Origin of the sequence: Streptomyces albiflavescens (assembly GCF_014645835.1) — a bacterium.
GTDB lineage: Bacteria > Actinomycetota > Actinomycetes > Streptomycetales > Streptomycetaceae > Streptomyces > Streptomyces albiflavescens.
In genome coordinates this window covers 383,401-398,275 of record NZ_BMMM01000008.1, presented here as the reverse complement: position 1 = coordinate 398,275, position 14,875 = coordinate 383,401, and the positions used below count along the sequence as shown (strand labels likewise).

Genomic DNA, 14,875 nt, shown 5'->3' with positions numbered 1-14,875 from the left:
AAGAGCGCCTCTGACAGGGGCGCGGGGCGTGGCACAGTGCGGCTCCGCGGCGTGGGCGCGACGAGCCACGGACGATCTGCGGGTCGAAGGCAACCCGTGGTTGCCCGGCTCTCCCGGCACAGCGTTCACGCCGCCTCCGTCCGGCCCGCCGCCATCCCGGCCGCATCCAGCAGAGCCGTCCCCACTATGAGATCCGCCCCACCGAACTCGGGATCGTCCAGCTCGGTCCCGTCGTCCACGGCGAACAGCAGCTTCTCCTCGCCCTGCCGGTACGCGGTACCGACCGGCGGACTGGCCGCGTGGACGGCCAACAGGGCGACGAGGTAAGGCAGTTCAGGGTCGCGGCGCCGGGCCTCGGCCAGCAGCCCGGACAGCCGCCGCGGCGCATCGGCCGGCAGGTCGAGCAACTCCATCGCGCTCGCGAGCTGCTCCTCGCTGAACCGACTGTCGTCGGGGGTGGCGATGAGATCGGGCTCGGGCATCTCCGCCCCGAGGTGCTCCCGCTCCAGCGGCGGTGTCAGGAGCAGGTCGACCAGGTCCCCCACTCGTACCGCCACCGGCGTACGCAAACCGGTGCCGTGCGCGAAGAACGCGTCCGTCACGCGCAGCGCCTGCTCCACGGGCAGCGGCAGTACGGGGCCGACGAGATGCCCGTAGAGGTCTATCCCCGAGGTCGTCATGGGCGTGGCGAAGGCCTGCCGGTCCTGCTCGGCGCGGAACAGCGGGCCGGCCTCCAGGAGCCGGGACTGCAGCTGCGTATGCCTGCGAATGCAGTCCTTGACGATGTCGACGAGCTCGGCGGCACGGCGCTTCTGCTCGGGGTCCTCGGACTCGTCGCGGGCCTTGCGGATGTTGGTGAGGATCGCGTTCTCGTGGCGGTAACGGTCGGCGACGTGGTCGAGAGCCTCGGCAATCATGTCGGGCACGGCCTGGAGCCAGTCGACTGCGCGCACATTGCGCCGGGTGGCGTCGAGGGCCTTCCTGAGCGTCTCCGAGTACTGCACGGTCCGGTAGCGGGCCTGCTCGGCAGCGAGCTGGGCGTCGGCGAGCCGGCCACGGCTGATCAGCACCTCCAGCTTGACCTCGGCGGCGATCTGGGCACTGGTGACGTCGGTGTCGAGGGCGCCGACGAGGACGTTCACCGCTTCGTCGGTCGTCCGGAGATAGACGCTCCCCCCGTAACCGGGCACCTCCTCGATCAGCTTGAAGTCGTAGTCGCGGCGCACATAGGAGCCGTCGGGCGCGAAGGTGCCGTACACGGCGCGGAAGCCGCGGTCGACGCTGCCGACGTTGATCAGGTTCTCCAGCACCCAGCGGGCCACGCGCTCGTGCTCGGCGACGGGCCGCCGCGGGGCCTGGGCGGCGATGCGCGGGATGAGCCTGGCCACTATCTGGTCGTGGTCGGCGCCCGTGTCGAAGTCCATGTTCAGTGTGACGAGATCGATGGCGGCGAGGGCGACCTCCGCCATGCCGTACACCGTGTACTCACCCGCGAGGTTCGCCTTGCGTACGTCGAGGTCGTGCAGCGGCGCGGTGCAGGCGAGCGCGCGCAGCCGCCGCGCCAGGCCCTCGTCGGCGGCCGGGCCCGGAGCGGGGCGCGGCCCCGCGCTGAGCTGGGGCGGAACGCTGTCCGTCGATGCAGGCGAAGTCACGGTGCACAGACTAGGTCCTCGGTCTGACAACGGTCGAAACGGCGCAGAAGGCCCTGGCGGTCACCGCTGCCTCATGATCGCGGCCCGATCCGCGGCGACCTTGCCGCGCAGCCGGGGAACGAGTCGTCGCCCCGTGCCCCGCGCTCGTCCCGTCACGCCTCAGCCGATCCCCTGCCCGCCGTCGGCCACCCGCCGCGCGTACACCTCCACGAGCCCCTTGAGGGAGTCGTCGAGATAGACCGCGAGCAGCCGCTCGGCTCCGTCCCGGTCGCCCGCCTGGAGGGTCTGGAGGATCTCACGGTTACGGGCGAGGTACGGCTCGTGGAGGCGTTGTGGGTCGTCCACCACATGGAAGGCGAGGCGCAGTTCGGCGAAGACGCTGCGCATCAGCTCGTCGGTGCGGGCGCTTCCGGCGAGCACGACCAGCTCCCGGTGGAAGTGGATGTTGGCGGTGGAGACTCCTTTCCAGTCACCTTCGTGTGCCGCCCGCCGCCCGTCGGCGACGGCCCGGGCGAGGCCGTCCACGGCGTACGGCGGCTCGCCGAGGCCGCGGACCACGGCGCACTCGACGAGACCGCGGGTGCGGTAGATGTCCTCGACGTCCTCAACGGTCAGTACCCGGACGAAGACCCCGCGATTGAGCTCGTGCACCAGCAGCCGCTCATGCGTGAGCAGCCGGAACGCCTCGCGCAGGGTGTTGCGCGAGACGCCGAGCGCCCCACCGATGCTGTCCTCGGACAGCCGCGTGCCGGGCGGGAAGAAGCCCTCGGCGATGCGACTCCTGAGGATGTCCGAGACCCGCTCGGCGGTGCTGGTGCGGCCCAGCAGGGCGCGATCGTCGGCCAGTCCCGTCAGCTCTGCCATGCCCGGAATTCAATCGCAGATACAAGAACGAAACAACATGGGTATTGAGGGATCGTTCAACGATCCTCTACCTTGACGGTCAGGCGCCGGCAGCGCGACCGCACCGCATCCCTCTGCGCGGCCGCGGCGCCCACCGCTTCCGCACGGCACGGCTCAGTTCTCCACTCCCGCACGGCACGGCTCAGTCCCAGCACCCTCCGTCCCTCACTGTGAGGTGCCCATGAGCACGACCCCTCCGCCCCAGGCCCTGACGGCCGACACCCCGCCCGGCACCGGTGAACTCACCGTTCAGGAAGGCGCGTTCGCCTGGCTGCGCGCGCTCGGCCCCCGCGGGCGCCGCGCCTTCGCCGGCGCGTTCGGCGGCTACGCCCTCGACTCCTACGACTACTTCACACTGCCGCTCAGCATGGTCGCGCTGGCGGCGTACTTCGGCCTGGACAGCGGCCAGACCGGCCTGTTCACCACGGTCACGCTGGTCGTCTCGGCGGTCGGCGGCGCCGTCGCCGGTGTCGTCGCGGACCGGATCGGACGCGTCAAGGCGCTGATGATCACCGTGGCCACCTACGCCCTGTTCACCGTGGCCTGCGGCTTCGCGCCCAACTACGAGACGCTGTTGGTGTTCCGCGCCCTCCAGGGCCTCGGTTTCGGCGGCGAGTGGGCGGTCGGCGCGATCCTGGTCGCCGAGTACGCGAGCCCCAAACACCGGGGCCGCACGCTCGGCGCGATCCAGAGCTCCTGGGCCGTCGGCTGGGGCCTCGCCGTACTCGTCAACACGCTCGTCTTCCAGTTCCTGGACGACGATCTGGCCTGGCGCGTGATGTTCTGGACCGGCGCGCTGCCCGCGCTGCTCGTCCTGTGGGTGCGACGCCAGGTGCATGACGCCCCGAAGGCGGCCGAACGCCGCGCGGACAGCACCGAGAAGGGCTCGTTCGCGGCGATCTTCAAGCCGGGCAGGGCCGGCGCGCCCGGGCTGCTGCGGACGACGGTCTTCGCGGGCCTGCTCTCCACGGGAGTCCAGGGCGGCTACTACACGCTGGCCACCTGGGTGCCCACGTACCTCAAGACGGAGCGCGGACTGTCGGTCGTCGGCACCGGCGCATATCTCACGTTCCTGATTTCAGGAGCCTTCATCGGCTACCTCACGGGCGGCTATCTCACCGACAAACTGGGCCGCAAGCGCAACATCCTGCTCTTCGCGATCCTCTCCGCGGCGTGCATCCTCGCCTACGCGAACATCCCCAGCGGCGCCAACACCCTTCTCCTGGTGCTGGGCTTCCCGCTCGGCTTCTGTATGTCGGCGATCTTCAGCGGCTTCGGCTCGTTCCTCAGCGAGCTGTACCCGACGGCGGTGCGCGGCACGGGGCAGGGCTTCACGTACAACACGGGACGCGCCGTGGGCGCCGCCTTCCCCACCACCGTCGGCTTCCTGGCCGACAGCTGGGGCGTGGGCGGCGCGCTGGTCTTCGGCGCGATCGGCTACGCCCTCGCCGCGCTGGCCCTCATCGGGCTCCCCGAGACGCGTGGGAAGGAGCTCCTGTGAACGACACCGTCCAGGACCGCCCGTCGAGCCTGCTGGAAATCGACGGCCACGCGCACGCGTGGACCCCCAACGAGGCGCGCGCCCGGTTCCGTTCGGGCGTTTCGGGCCCCACCGCCGGAGTCGCCGCGGGCCACACCCAGGCGAACCTGATCTCGGTGCCCGCCGACTGGGCGTACGACATGCTGCTGTTCTGCCAGCGCAACCCGAAGCCCTGTCCGGTCCTCGATGTCACCGACGCCGGTTCCTGGACCACTCCGCTCGCTCCGGGCGCCGACCTGCGCACCGACCTGCCGCGCTACCGGGTGTGGGAACACGGTGAGTTGGTCGACGAGCCCACCGACGTGGTCCACCGCTGGCGCCACGACCTCGTCTCGTTCCTCATCGGGTGCAGCTTCACCTTCGAGTGGGCGCTGGCCGAGGCGGGCGTCCCGATGCGCCACATCGAGCAGGGCCGCAACGTCTCCATGTATGTGACCGGGCGCCAGTGCCGTCCGGCCGGGCGGCTGCACGGACCGATGGTGGTGTCGATGCGCCCCGTCCCGCCCGAGCATCTGGCCGCGGCGATCAGGGAGAGCAGTCTGCTGCCCGCCGTGCACGGCAGCCCGGTGCACTGCGGCGAGCCGTCGGGGCTGGGCATCGAGGATCTCGCGCGCCCCGACTTCGGCGATCCGGTGGATGCCGCACCGGACGACATCCCGGTGTTCTGGGCCTGCGGAGTGACACCACAGGCGGCCGTGATGGCGTCCCGTCCGCCCTTCGCGATCACCCACGCGCCCGGCCGGATGTTCCTCACGGACACCCGCGACGACCAGTACCGCGTGGCCTGAGAACAGCCGACGACATCACGGCAGGCGAAGGAGAAACCGCACCTCATGACCCCGATCGATCTCAACGCCGACCTCGGCGAGGGCTTCGGCCGCTGGCGCCTGACCGACGACGAACAGCTGCTGTCCGTCGTCACCAGCGCCAATGTGGCCTGCGGTTTCCACGCCGGGGACGCGGCCACCATGCGGCGGGTGTGCGAGCTGGCGGCCGAGCGCGGCGTGCGGATCGGCGCCCAGGTCTCCTACCGGGACCTGGCGGGGTTCGGGCGGCGCGCGATGGACGTGCCGCCCGACGAGCTGGCCGCCGAAGTGGCGTACCAGATCGGCGCCTTGGAGGTGTTCGCGCGCGCGGCGGGCACGCGTGTGTCGTACGTGAAGCCGCACGGCGCGCTCTACAACCGCGTCGTGCACGACGAGGAACAGGCGGGGGCGGTCGTCGACGGCGTCCTGCTCGCGGACGCCGGCCTGCCCGTCCTCGGCCTGCCCTCCTCCTGCTTCCTGAAGCTGGCCGAGCAGGCGGGACTGGCCACTGTCACCGAGGCGTTCGCGGACCGCGCGTACACCGAGGAGGGCACCCTGGTGCCGCGCACCCGGGACGGCGCGGTGATCACGGACGCGGACACGGTGGTCGACCGCTCGGTGGGCCTGGCCCGCTTCGGCACGGTGACCTCCCACTCCGGGGAGCGCATCCCGGTCCGCGCCCGCTCCCTGTGCCTGCACGGGGACACTCCGGGCGCGGTGGAGTTGGCCCGCCGGGTGCGCACCCGGTTGGAGTCGTCCGGCGTCCGCGTGGAGGCGTTCGTATGAGCGCTCTGCCTGCCGGGGACGGTATGAGGACTCCGTCTGCCGGCGAAGGCATGAGGGCGCTGCCCGTCGGCGACCATGCCCTGCTCGTCGAAGTCTCCTCGGGCGACGCGGCCCAGGCCCTGCACGCCGAACTGCTGCGCCGCCGCGGGGAGGGCACCCTGTCCGTACGGGAGATCGTCCCCGCGGCCCGCACGGTCCTTCTGGACGGCCTGGACGACCCCGCGCGCCTGGCGGAGCGGCTCCCCACATGGGACATCCCCCCGATGCCCCCGCGCACGGACGAGGCGATCGAGATCCCCGTACGGTACGACGGTCCCGACCTGGCGGATGTGGCGGCTCTGTGGGGTGTGCCCGAGCACCAGGTGCCCGAGATCCACTCGGCGGCCGAATTCCGGGTCGCCTTCTGCGGGTTCGCGCCCGGCTTCGCCTATCTCACGGGACTGCCGTCGCGGTACGACGTCCCGCGCCGGGCGACTCCGCGTACGACGGTTCCCGCGGGTTCCGTGGCGCTGGCGGGCCCGTACACGGGCGTGTACCCGCGCTCGTCGCCGGGCGGCTGGCAGCTGATCGGGACGACGGACGCGGTGCTGTGGGACCACGCGCGCGTGCCGGCCGCGTTGCTCGCTCCGGGCGCCCTGGTCCGCTTCGTACCGGCGAGGTGCTCGTGACCGCCACGTCCCGCTTCTCATCACCGAGGCGCTCATGACCGACCGTGCCCTCTCCGTCGTCCGGGCCGGTCTCCTGACCACCGTCCAGGACCAGGGCCGTCCCGGCCACGCACACCTCGGCGTACCGCGCTCCGGCGCCCTCGACGGGCCCGCGGCGGCGCTGGTCAACCGGCTCGTGGGCAACCCCGCCGAAGCGGCCGTTCTGGAGACGACCCTCAACGGGTGCGCCCTGCGGCCGCGTTCCGCGGTCACCGTGGCGGTGGCCGGAGCGCCCTGTCCGGTCACCGTGGACGGGCGTCCGGCCGCCTGGGGGGCGCCCGTCCACGTGCCCGCCGGAGCACTGCTGGACGTCGGCCACGCGCGTGCCGGGCTGCGCGGCTATGTGGCCGTCTCCGGCGGAGTGGCCGTGGACCCGGTCCTCGGCAGCCGCTCCACGGACCTTCTCTCGGGCCTCGGTCCCCCGCCGCTCTCCGACGGCATGGTGCTGCCTCTGGGCCGCCCGGACACGCTCCACGCGCGCGTGGACGTCGTCCCGCACGTCGCTCCGCCCGCCGAACTGGTCCTGCGCGTGACGCCGGGCCCCCGCGCCGACTGGTTCACGGCGTCGGCCGTGCGCACCCTCACCACCGGCGCCTACCGGGTGTCGTCCGCGAGCAACCGCATAGGCCTGCGGACGAACGGGCCCTCACTGGAGAGGGCCGTTTCCGGCGAACTCCCCAGTGAGGGCATGGTTCTGGGCGCCGTCCAGGTACCGCCCGACGGCCGCCCGGTCGTCTTCCTCGCCGACCATCCGACCACCGGGGGGTACCCGGTGATCGCGGTCGTCCGTTCCACCGACCTCCCCGCGGCCGCTCAGGCGGTCCCGGGCACGCCGGTCCGCTTCGTGGCCGTACGCCGCCGCTGAGCGCCTCCGCGTAGCAGCTGAACCGTCATGCCGCGTCCGGTTGTTCGGCCACCGACAGCGCGGCCAGCGCGGACGCGACGGCGTGCGAGGCACTGAGGTCGAGCCGCGCGCTGGTGCCGCGCGCCCGGTGGCGTACCTCGGCGGCGGCAAGGGTGAGCAGCTGCGGCAGCAGGTCCGTGCACCGCCGGGCCACCCACCCCGTTCCGGCGGTGGCCAGCCACAACAGACTGGCCGACCGCGTGGGTGCGGGAAACTCGGGCTCGGCCGAGGGCGCGGCCCCGGTGGCGACGCCCTGCTCGGCCAGCAGCGCGTGGAAGCGCAGGGCGAGTTGCCGGTGCCCCTGCTCCCCCGGGTGGAGCCGGTCCGCGCTCCACATCGCACGGTCCGTCAGCCACTCCTCCTCCGCCGCATGCAGATGCACCGCCCCGTGCCGCTCGGACAGCGCGTGCACGACCGTGTTGACGGCCCGCTGCCGCCGGGCCAGCGGGCGTGCCAGCGCGCCCGGCAGTCCCAGCATGGAGCCGGGATCCGGCAGACAGGCCGTCATCACCACCGCATCCCGAGCCCGGAACGCCGCGTACACCTTGTCGAGCCGCGCTGCCACGGAGTGAATGTCGAAGGTGCAGCGCAGGGTGTCGTTGACACCGATCACGACGGAGACGACGTCGGGCTCCGAGGCCAGCGCCGCCGGTGTCTGCCGTTCCAGCACGTCCCGCGTCTGCGCCCCGCTGACCGCGAGGTTGGTGAAATCCACGGGAGTGTCCGCGGGGGCCAGCCCCTGCGCGAGCAGTGCGGCCCACCCGCGCCAAGCTTCCCCGACAGGGTCGCCGACGCCTTCCGTCAGCGAGTCCCCGAGGGCCACGAACCGCAGCGGTCTCATGCGACGCCCTCCTGCGCGCGCGGCCGCACCGGAACCATCGCGTCGTGCGCGGCGAGGAAGCCCTCCACCGCGGCGCCCCAGCCGAAGCACTCGGCACGCGCGCGTGCGGCCCGCCTGCGCTCGCGCTCGGGACGCCCGAGCAGCAGCCGTACCGCGTCCGCGAAGGAGTCCCCGCTGTCCCCGGCGGTGGCCCCGGCGGACCCGACGACCTCCGGCAGGGCGGACAGCGCGCTGGCCACCACGGGCGTACCGCAGGCCATCGCCTCCAGGGCGGCGAGCCCGAACGTCTCGGCGGGCCCGGGGGCCAGACACACATCGGCGGAGGCCTGCAGCGCACCGAGCACGGCACGGTCGGAGACGTGCCCGAGGAAGGTGACGGGCAGCCTCCGCTCCTGGGCGCGCTGTTCGAGCCGGGTCCTGAGCGGTCCGTCCCCGGCGACGACGAGCACGGCCCGCTGTCCGCGCCGCAGCAGCGCCTCCAGCGCGTCGAGTGCCGTGCCCGGCCGCTTCTCGACGGACAACCGGGAGCACATCACGAGCAACGCCTCGTCCGCGCGCGCGTAGTGGGCGCGCAGCGCGGGGTCCCGCAGCGCGGGGTGCCGGCCCACCAGATCCACACCCAGCGGGGCACGTACGACATTGCGGGCGCCGATGCGGACGAACTCGCGCTCGGCGAACTCCGTGGTGCACACGACCCGCGCATACGTGTGGGCCGTACGGACATTGAGGGCGTCGGCGGTCCGCCGGGCCATCCCCTCGGGAAGACCCCAGGTCCGCAGCACTCCGTCGGCGGTCTCGTGGGAGACCATCACGGCGGGCACCCTGGCGCGCCGTGCCCACACTCCGGTCCAGCGCAGGGTGGTCCGGTCGGAGACTTCGAGGCGGTCGGGTGCGAGCGACTCCAGGAGCCGGGCCACTCGCCGCTTGTCCGTGAGCACGCGATAGCCGCCGGTCCCGGGCAGCAGCGGCCCGGGCAGCGTGATCACCCGGCCCTGTTCGGTGTCGCGGTCGCTCGCGCGCTCACCGGGGATGATGAGCACCGGTTCGTGCCCGGCCGCCCGGTAGCCCGCGCCCAGCTCCCGCAGCGCGGTGCGCAGGCCGCCGGACGCGGGGGCGACGAAGTTGGCGAGCCGTACGATGCGCAGACTCATGCCGCCACCAGCTTCCGCGCCGAGAGCACATCGGCGTAGTGCCCGATGAGCTGGTCGCCCACAGCGGCCCAGGTGCGGCCCTCGACCATGGCACGCCCGGCGGCCCCGTAGGCGGCCCGGACAGCCGGATCGGAGGCCAGGGCCCACACCGCGTCGCGCACGGCGTCCGCGTCGCGCGGAGGCACCAGCAGCCCCGTACGCCCGTGGGCCACCAGGTCGAGCGGTCCGCCCGCGGCGGGCGCGACGACGGGCACCCCGCTCGCCATCGCCTCCTGCACGGTCTGGCAGAAGGTCTCGAAGGGGCCGGTGTGCGCGAAGACGTCCAAGGAGGCGAAGATCCGGGCGAGTTCGTCGCCGGTGCGACGTCCGAGGAAAACCGCGCCGGGAAGGGCGCTCTGCAGGGTGGTTTCGCTCGGCCCGTCGCCGACCACGACGACGCGCACGCCGTCCAGTCCGCACGCCCCGGCGAGCAGTTCGACCTGCTTCTCGGGGGCGAGCCTGCCGACGTAGCCGACGATCAGCTCGCCGTTCGGCGCCAGTTCACGACGGAGCGCCTCGTCCCGGCGGTCGGGACGGAAGCGGACCGTGTCCACACCGCGCGGCCACAGCCGTACCCGGGGCACACCGTGTGCCTCCAGGTCGTGCAGGGCCGCGCTGGACGGGGCGAGCGTCCGGTCGGCGGCGGCGTGCACCGAGCGTATGCGCCGCCACGCGGTGGCCTCACCCGCGCTGATGTACGTACGGGCGTAGCCGGCGAGGTCGGTCTGGTAGACGGCCACGGCGGGGATGCCGAGCCGGGCGGCGGCCGCCATGCCGCGGACGCCGAGGATGAAGGGGCTGGCCAGGTGGACGATGTCGGCGCGGTGTTCGGTGATCGCCGCGGCGACGCGTCGGCTGGGGAGGGCGACGCGGACCTGGGGGTAGCCCGGGAGCGGTAGGGAGGGGACACGGACGACGGGGCACGGCGCGAGAGCGTCGGGCCCGCTCCCGGCCGCGGTGGCCGGGGCGACGACGAGGGGAGCGTGACCGCGATCGACGAGGTGCCGGGCGGTCTGGAGCGCGCAGTGGGCCACGCCGTTCACATCGGGGGGAAAGGATTCGGTCACGATGACGACACGCATACCGGTGTTGTCGCCGTACTGGACGTGGCCGCGTCAACGTGGATCTTTGCGAACGGTGAACGTCCCATGAGCGTTGCGCTGCACACCCGAGCAGGTCGGCCCCCGTCCATGCCCTCCTGACTCCGGGGTCACCGAACGTTCATACTGCCGGCATGTCGGGCCCGATCCGGCTCCGGACCGCTGTCTGGACGTCCGCCTCCTCGGCCGGATCCGCCGCCAGCCGGCGCAGCTGATCCACCACACGGGCATCACCGGTCTCGGCGTGCCGTGCGGCCACCTCTCGCGTGGTCTCCTCGCAGTCCCACAGGCATTCGACGGCGAAGCCGGCGGCGAAGGAGGGGTCGGTGGTGGCCAGGGCGCGGGCGGCGCGCCCGCGCAGATGGGATGACGCCGTCTCGCGGTAGATGTGCCGCAGCACGGGTGCGGCACAGGCGATGCCGAGCCGTCCGGTGCCGTCGACGAGGGTCCACAGGGTCGGCGCGTCGGGGCCTTCGCCCCGTACCGCTTCCCGCAGCGCGCCCAGGACCAGTTCGCTGTCCTGCGCCCCGCCCCGACAGGCGAGCATCCGTCCCGAGGCGGCTCCCAGGGTGTCGGGCCGGTGCGCCCACCCTCGTGCCCGGTCGACGGCGGCGACACTGCGCATCCGCTCGAAGGCGTCGACGGCGGCCTCGGCCACGGTCGTCGATCCGTCGGCGACCGCTCCCGCGATCAGGTCGAGGGCGTCCGGATCGTTGCTGTCGGCGAGATAGCGCAAGGCGGTGCAGCGCGCTCCGTCGCCGCCGCCGCGGGCGGCCTCGACGATCTCGGGCCGGTCCTCGGGGCCGGCGACGGCGGTGAGGCAGCGGGCGGCCGGGACATGGAGCGCGGCGCCGCGGTCGATGCCCTGCTGCGCCCACTCGAAGACAGCCTGGACGCTCCACCCGGGGCGAGGCCCGGACGGTCGCATCTGGCGCTGCCAGCGGTCGAAGGAGCCCTGTTCCTGGGCGGCACGCACGCGCGTGCCGATGGATTCGCGCGGATCGTCGGCCCACAGCCGCCAGGGCCGTGGCTCGAAGGCGTCGCGCACGGTGGCGGCGAGTTCCGCCTCGCCCTCCGCGTCGGCCGGGAAGCGGGCGAGTACGGGCGCGGCCAGGGCGCGCAGACCCGCGTCGTCGTCGCGCAGGGCCAGCTCGTCGAGAGCCCAGGCCCAGTTGGTGCCGGAGGCGGCGTACCTGCGCAGCAGTTCGAGCGCGTCGCGCCTGCCGTACGAGGCGAGGTGCCCGAGGACCGCGAGGGCGAGCCCGGTGCGTGACTCGCACGTGTCGAGGACGTCCTCGGCGTCGAAGAGGTGCCGCTCGATCTCGTCGAGCTCACCGCTCAGATCGAGGAAGAGACGGGCGTAGTACAGGGAGCGGTTCTCCACCTGCCAGTCGTGGCGGGGATCGCGCAGCACACAGTGGTTCAGTGCCGCGAGCGCTTCGGCCCGCGGTGCGGTGAGCGCGTGCAGCGTGCCGTCGCCACGGCCCCGCTGGAGCAGGCCGAGCAGCGTTCCGCTGGGCGCTATGACCGGATCGAACATGGGAAACAGCCTCACATCAAGCGTCGACGCAACCGGGAACCTGCATTACCTGGCCGCGTGACAACACGTCGGAGCGCCCGCCGTTTCTTGCTTGCTGTAGACCATCTTCCTCTGCCTCTCGTCGGTGGCCCATGCGGGCCGCATCACGGCCCGCGCGGTGCGGCAACACCTGCCCAGCCATCGCGTCCGTGAATCACGACGTCATGATGACTCGGCAGTTCTTCCTGCCGCGACCGTATTTCCGGCGGCCCCGTTCCGCCTCCCTTTTTTCCTGCGTTTCGCCTGGTCAGGACGTTCGAGTCATCGCACGCCGAACAATTCGAGCAGTTCCGTCTTGCCGAACATGCGTGCCGTGTCGATGGCCGAGGGGGTACCAGCGGCGGGATCGGCGCCGCCGTCCAGGAGCACCCGGATCACGCCCTCCTCGACTTTGAAGACGGCCCCGGCGAGCGGCGTCTGGCCCCGGTCGTTGATGCGGTCGACCTCGGCGCCGCGCTCCAAGAGGGCGCGTACCGCCTCGGCGTGGCCGTGGTAGGCGGCGAGCATCACGAGCGAGTCGCCGCGGTCGTTGGTGAGGTTGGCCGGAACGCCAGCGTCCACGTACGCGACGAGCGCCTCGGTCTCGCCACGGCGCGCCAGATCGAAGATCTTGGTCGCCAGCTCCACGACCTCGGGGTCGGGGGCTTCACTCATCGGCCGGACCGCCTCTCACTACAACCGTTCGGGTGAATCGACAGCGTACTGGCTCCGTCGGGACATGACCGGCACCGTCCTCGGCAATGATCACAGCAGACCCGCCGGACGCATCAGACCTGCCCAGGTGGCCCAAGACGACTCCGCCATGTGGGTGAAATCATCGGAAATTCACCCAGTTGCACCTTTTATCGTATGGATACATCCTGTGATCCTGGAAGTACTCATGGTGACTGTCCCCACGAACGGTGACTGTCCCCACGAACCAGGAGAACTCAAATGATCCTGTCCATGTCAGGCGTGGTCCTGCTCGGCGTCGTCGTCTTCCTCTTCTTCCGCAAGGACGGGCTCAAGGCGTCGCACTGCCTGGTCTCGACCTTGTTCGGCTTCTACCTGGCCAGCACGGCCATCGCCCCGAGCATCAAGGCCGGCGGCGAGAGCCTGGCGAGCCTCCTCGGCGGCATCAAATTCTGATCCCGCCCCTCACGTCCGTACGCACCTCCAGGAGACAGCAGTGGCCCGGCGCCCTCTCCCCCGCATTCTGAGCAACGGCAGCGCACAGATCGCCCGAAGCCGGGAGCTGGCCCGGACGGCGGCCGACAGCGCCACCGACGTTCTCCACCCGCTGATCACGGTCACCCGTGGACTGCGCCGGCTGGCAGGTGCCGGGCGGCGCAAGTGGGCCGCCACTCCCAAGGACCGGCGTGGGCCGCTGCTGTTCCTGGTGGCCTCGGTGATCCTGGTCGTCGCGCTGGCGCCGTACGGGCCGCTGCTCGCCGTCATCAGCCTGATGGCGGCGGCAGCCTGGGCAGGCCGCGACCGCGCCTCGTCGGCACCCACGGGCCCCGACGAGGCGCAGACCGGGCGGCTCAAGTCGCTGTACGAGGCCCTGGTCCCGTACTTCTCGGCGGCCGAGGATCCCGATCCCCTCTACGCCCACAGCGGCGACTGGGAGAAGGCCTTCTCCTCGTACGACTTCGACGACGACGGACGCGTTTCCCGACTCCTCATCCGCTATCCCGCCTACTTCACGGACGGCGAAACGGAGTCCCGCGCCCGCATCGAGCAACTCCTGCACGCCAAGTCGGGGCGTGGCCGCGAGTACCACTTCGATTGGGACGAGGAGGGCAACGAACTCACCGTCACCGTCCTCCCGCCCCTCCCGACCGACATCTCCGCCCAGCGCTTCGTCACCGCGCCGGGCGAGACCGTCCTCGGCTTCACCGACCCGGCCGACGTCCAGCGCACACTCCCTCTCACCTACGGTGACGAACAGCGCGACGTTCCCCCGGTCGTCTGGCGCACGGGGATCCGCTCCACGGAGCCGCACCTGCTGGTGGTCGGCGATCCCGGCAGCGGCACGACCACCCTCCTGCGCTCCATCGCCGTGCAGGCTCTTCAGTGCGGCGATGTCGTCGTCGTCGAGGGGGGCGGCACCGGCGAGTACGCCTGTATGACCGGCCGGGAGGGAGTGCTGGCCGTCGAGTGCGGCCTGGCGGGGGCACTCGCCAGTCTGGAATGGGCCGCTCACGAGACGGAACGGCGGTTGATCGCCGCGAACCGTGCCCGCCAGGCGGGACATCCCCCGCCGGACGACATCAAGAACCCGCTGTGGATCCTTCTGGACCGGCCCAGCGCGCTCGGCCACCTGGCCGCCGCCGACGGGCGCAAGGATCCGCTGGCCCTCCTTCAGGTCCCCCTCCGGCACGGGCGCGCGGCGGGCGTCACGGTGGTCGTGGCCGAGCACTTCGACGGCCTGGAGTTGCTCAGCGACGCGATTCGCCAGCACACCCGCGCGCGCGTGGTGCTCGGTCCGGCTTCCTCCGCCCAACTGGAGACGATCCTGGGCGCGCCCCCGCACACGACCCCCACCCGGGACATGCCGCCCGGCCGCGGCTACGCGCGCCTCGGCACCGGTGCCGTTCTGCGCCTCCAGGTCCCGGCCACGCCGGACCCGTATGACGACGCCACGAGCGAGACCCATCGGCGGGCGGTTCTGGACCTCCTGCCGGAGCGGACGACTCCTGGCGACACGGAGCCGCCGCCCGCAGAGGCGCCGCACGCTGAGCCGTTGACCGCGGAGCCGTTGCCCGCGGAGCCGTTGCCCGCGAAGGCGGTGGTGGCGGAGGGCTGAGGGCTGAGTCCAGCCGGGGCGTTTTCGCCCCCTCAGCCCCCAAACCCGCGCTCGCCCAACGCCGGAGGGGCTGATCTTC

14 protein-coding genes are annotated in these 14,875 nt (G+C 72.3%); 7 read left to right on the top strand and 7 right to left on the bottom strand.

Going from position 1 to position 14,875, the window contains the following annotated elements:
* Positions 1-125 precede the first annotated feature (125 nt).
* Entirely contained in the window at positions 126-1,652 is a 1,527-nt protein-coding gene (locus tag IEY95_RS23750; protein ID WP_189188117.1) for a hypothetical protein, read from the bottom strand.
* A gap of 159 nt (positions 1,653-1,811) precedes the next feature.
* Positions 1,812-2,516, bottom strand: coding sequence for a GntR family transcriptional regulator (locus IEY95_RS23745; RefSeq protein ID WP_189188116.1), 705 nt, complete (start codon positions 2,514-2,516; stop codon positions 1,812-1,814).
* Between the two features lie 220 nt (positions 2,517-2,736).
* Here IEY95_RS23745 and IEY95_RS23740 point away from each other — a divergent pair, with 220 nt between their 5' ends.
* Genes IEY95_RS23740 through IEY95_RS23720 form a run of 5 tightly spaced genes read left to right on the top strand, consistent with a single transcriptional unit; the run spans position 2,737 to position 7,259 of the window.
* Positions 2,737-4,056, top strand: coding sequence for an MFS transporter (locus tag IEY95_RS23740; protein WP_189188115.1), 1,320 nt, complete (start codon positions 2,737-2,739; stop codon positions 4,054-4,056).
* A complete protein-coding gene (locus IEY95_RS23735) occupies positions 4,053-4,883 on the top strand; it encodes a putative hydro-lyase (RefSeq protein ID WP_189188114.1) in 831 nt (276 codons plus the stop codon). Before IEY95_RS23740 ends, IEY95_RS23735 begins: the two co-directional genes overlap by 4 nt.
* 45 nt (positions 4,884-4,928) lie before the next feature.
* Positions 4,929-5,687, top strand: a complete 759-nt coding sequence (locus IEY95_RS23730; protein ID WP_189188113.1) for a LamB/YcsF family protein — start codon at positions 4,929-4,931, stop codon at positions 5,685-5,687.
* A 50-nt stretch (positions 5,688-5,737) separates the two neighbouring features.
* Entirely contained in the window at positions 5,738-6,355 is a 618-nt protein-coding gene (gene pxpB / locus IEY95_RS23725) for a 5-oxoprolinase subunit PxpB (RefSeq protein WP_189188156.1), read from the top strand.
* 34 nt (positions 6,356-6,389) lie between these two features.
* The gene (locus IEY95_RS23720) at positions 6,390-7,259 is read left to right on the top strand and encodes a 5-oxoprolinase subunit C family protein (protein WP_189188112.1); all 870 of its coding nucleotides are present in this window, start codon (positions 6,390-6,392) and stop codon (positions 7,257-7,259) included.
* A 25-nt stretch (positions 7,260-7,284) separates the two neighbouring features.
* Here the strand turns inward: IEY95_RS23720 and IEY95_RS23715 are convergent, their stop codons facing one another.
* The 5 genes from IEY95_RS23715 to IEY95_RS23695 form a co-directional block, all read right to left on the bottom strand.
* Positions 7,285-8,139, bottom strand: a complete 855-nt coding sequence (locus IEY95_RS23715; protein WP_189188111.1) for an SGNH/GDSL hydrolase family protein — start codon at positions 8,137-8,139, stop codon at positions 7,285-7,287.
* Positions 8,136-9,290, bottom strand: coding sequence for a glycosyltransferase (locus IEY95_RS23710; RefSeq protein WP_189188110.1), 1,155 nt, complete (start codon positions 9,288-9,290; stop codon positions 8,136-8,138). The genes IEY95_RS23715 and IEY95_RS23710 overlap by 4 nt, the downstream gene beginning before the upstream one ends.
* Positions 9,287-10,411, bottom strand: a complete 1,125-nt coding sequence (locus IEY95_RS23705; RefSeq protein WP_189188109.1) for a glycosyltransferase family 4 protein — start codon at positions 10,409-10,411, stop codon at positions 9,287-9,289. The genes IEY95_RS23710 and IEY95_RS23705 overlap by 4 nt, the downstream gene beginning before the upstream one ends.
* Positions 10,412-10,550: 139 nt before the next feature.
* Complete coding sequence (locus IEY95_RS23700; protein WP_189188108.1) at positions 10,551-11,969, bottom strand: HEAT repeat domain-containing protein; 1,419 nt, start codon at positions 11,967-11,969, stop codon at positions 10,551-10,553.
* Between the two features lie 300 nt (positions 11,970-12,269).
* On the bottom strand, positions 12,270-12,662 hold the full coding sequence (locus IEY95_RS23695; RefSeq protein WP_189188107.1) for an ankyrin repeat domain-containing protein: 393 nt from the start codon (positions 12,660-12,662) through the stop codon (positions 12,270-12,272).
* 279 nt (positions 12,663-12,941) lie between these two features.
* Between IEY95_RS23695 and IEY95_RS23690 the strand changes: the two genes are divergently transcribed.
* Positions 12,942-13,136 carry a hypothetical protein gene (locus tag IEY95_RS23690; RefSeq protein WP_189188106.1) on the top strand — a complete coding sequence of 65 codons (195 nt, stop codon included), beginning with the start codon at positions 12,942-12,944 and terminating at the stop codon, positions 13,134-13,136.
* Between the two features lie 40 nt (positions 13,137-13,176).
* Positions 13,177-14,796 (top strand): NACHT domain-containing protein, encoded by a 1,620-nt coding sequence (locus tag IEY95_RS23685; protein ID WP_189188105.1) that lies wholly within the window; start codon positions 13,177-13,179, stop codon positions 14,794-14,796.
* The last annotated feature ends 79 nt before the right edge of the window (positions 14,797-14,875 follow it).

What these genes read in the sequence shown, in the direction of transcription:
- IEY95_RS23695 (WP_189188107.1), bottom strand. Translation starts at nt 12,662, where the DNA reads ATGAGTGAAGCCCCCGACCCCGAGGTCGTGGAGCTGGCGACCAAGATC.
- IEY95_RS23740 (WP_189188115.1), top strand. Translation starts at nt 2,737, where the DNA reads ATGAGCACGACCCCTCCGCCCCAGGCCCTGACGGCCGACACCCCGCCC.
- IEY95_RS23690 (WP_189188106.1), top strand. Translation starts at nt 12,942, where the DNA reads ATGATCCTGTCCATGTCAGGCGTGGTCCTGCTCGGCGTCGTCGTCTTC.
- IEY95_RS23705 (WP_189188109.1), bottom strand. Translation starts at nt 10,411, where the DNA reads ATGCGTGTCGTCATCGTGACCGAATCCTTTCCCCCCGATGTGAACGGC.
- IEY95_RS23720 (WP_189188112.1), top strand. Translation starts at nt 6,390, where the DNA reads ATGACCGACCGTGCCCTCTCCGTCGTCCGGGCCGGTCTCCTGACCACC.
- IEY95_RS23745 (WP_189188116.1), bottom strand. Translation starts at nt 2,516, where the DNA reads ATGGCAGAGCTGACGGGACTGGCCGACGATCGCGCCCTGCTGGGCCGC.
- IEY95_RS23710 (WP_189188110.1), bottom strand. Translation starts at nt 9,290, where the DNA reads ATGAGTCTGCGCATCGTACGGCTCGCCAACTTCGTCGCCCCCGCGTCC.
- IEY95_RS23730 (WP_189188113.1), top strand. Translation starts at nt 4,929, where the DNA reads ATGACCCCGATCGATCTCAACGCCGACCTCGGCGAGGGCTTCGGCCGC.
- pxpB (WP_189188156.1), top strand. Translation starts at nt 5,738, where the DNA reads ATGAGGGCGCTGCCCGTCGGCGACCATGCCCTGCTCGTCGAAGTCTCC.
- IEY95_RS23715 (WP_189188111.1), bottom strand. Translation starts at nt 8,139, where the DNA reads ATGAGACCGCTGCGGTTCGTGGCCCTCGGGGACTCGCTGACGGAAGGC.
- IEY95_RS23700 (WP_189188108.1), bottom strand. Translation starts at nt 11,969, where the DNA reads ATGTTCGATCCGGTCATAGCGCCCAGCGGAACGCTGCTCGGCCTGCTC.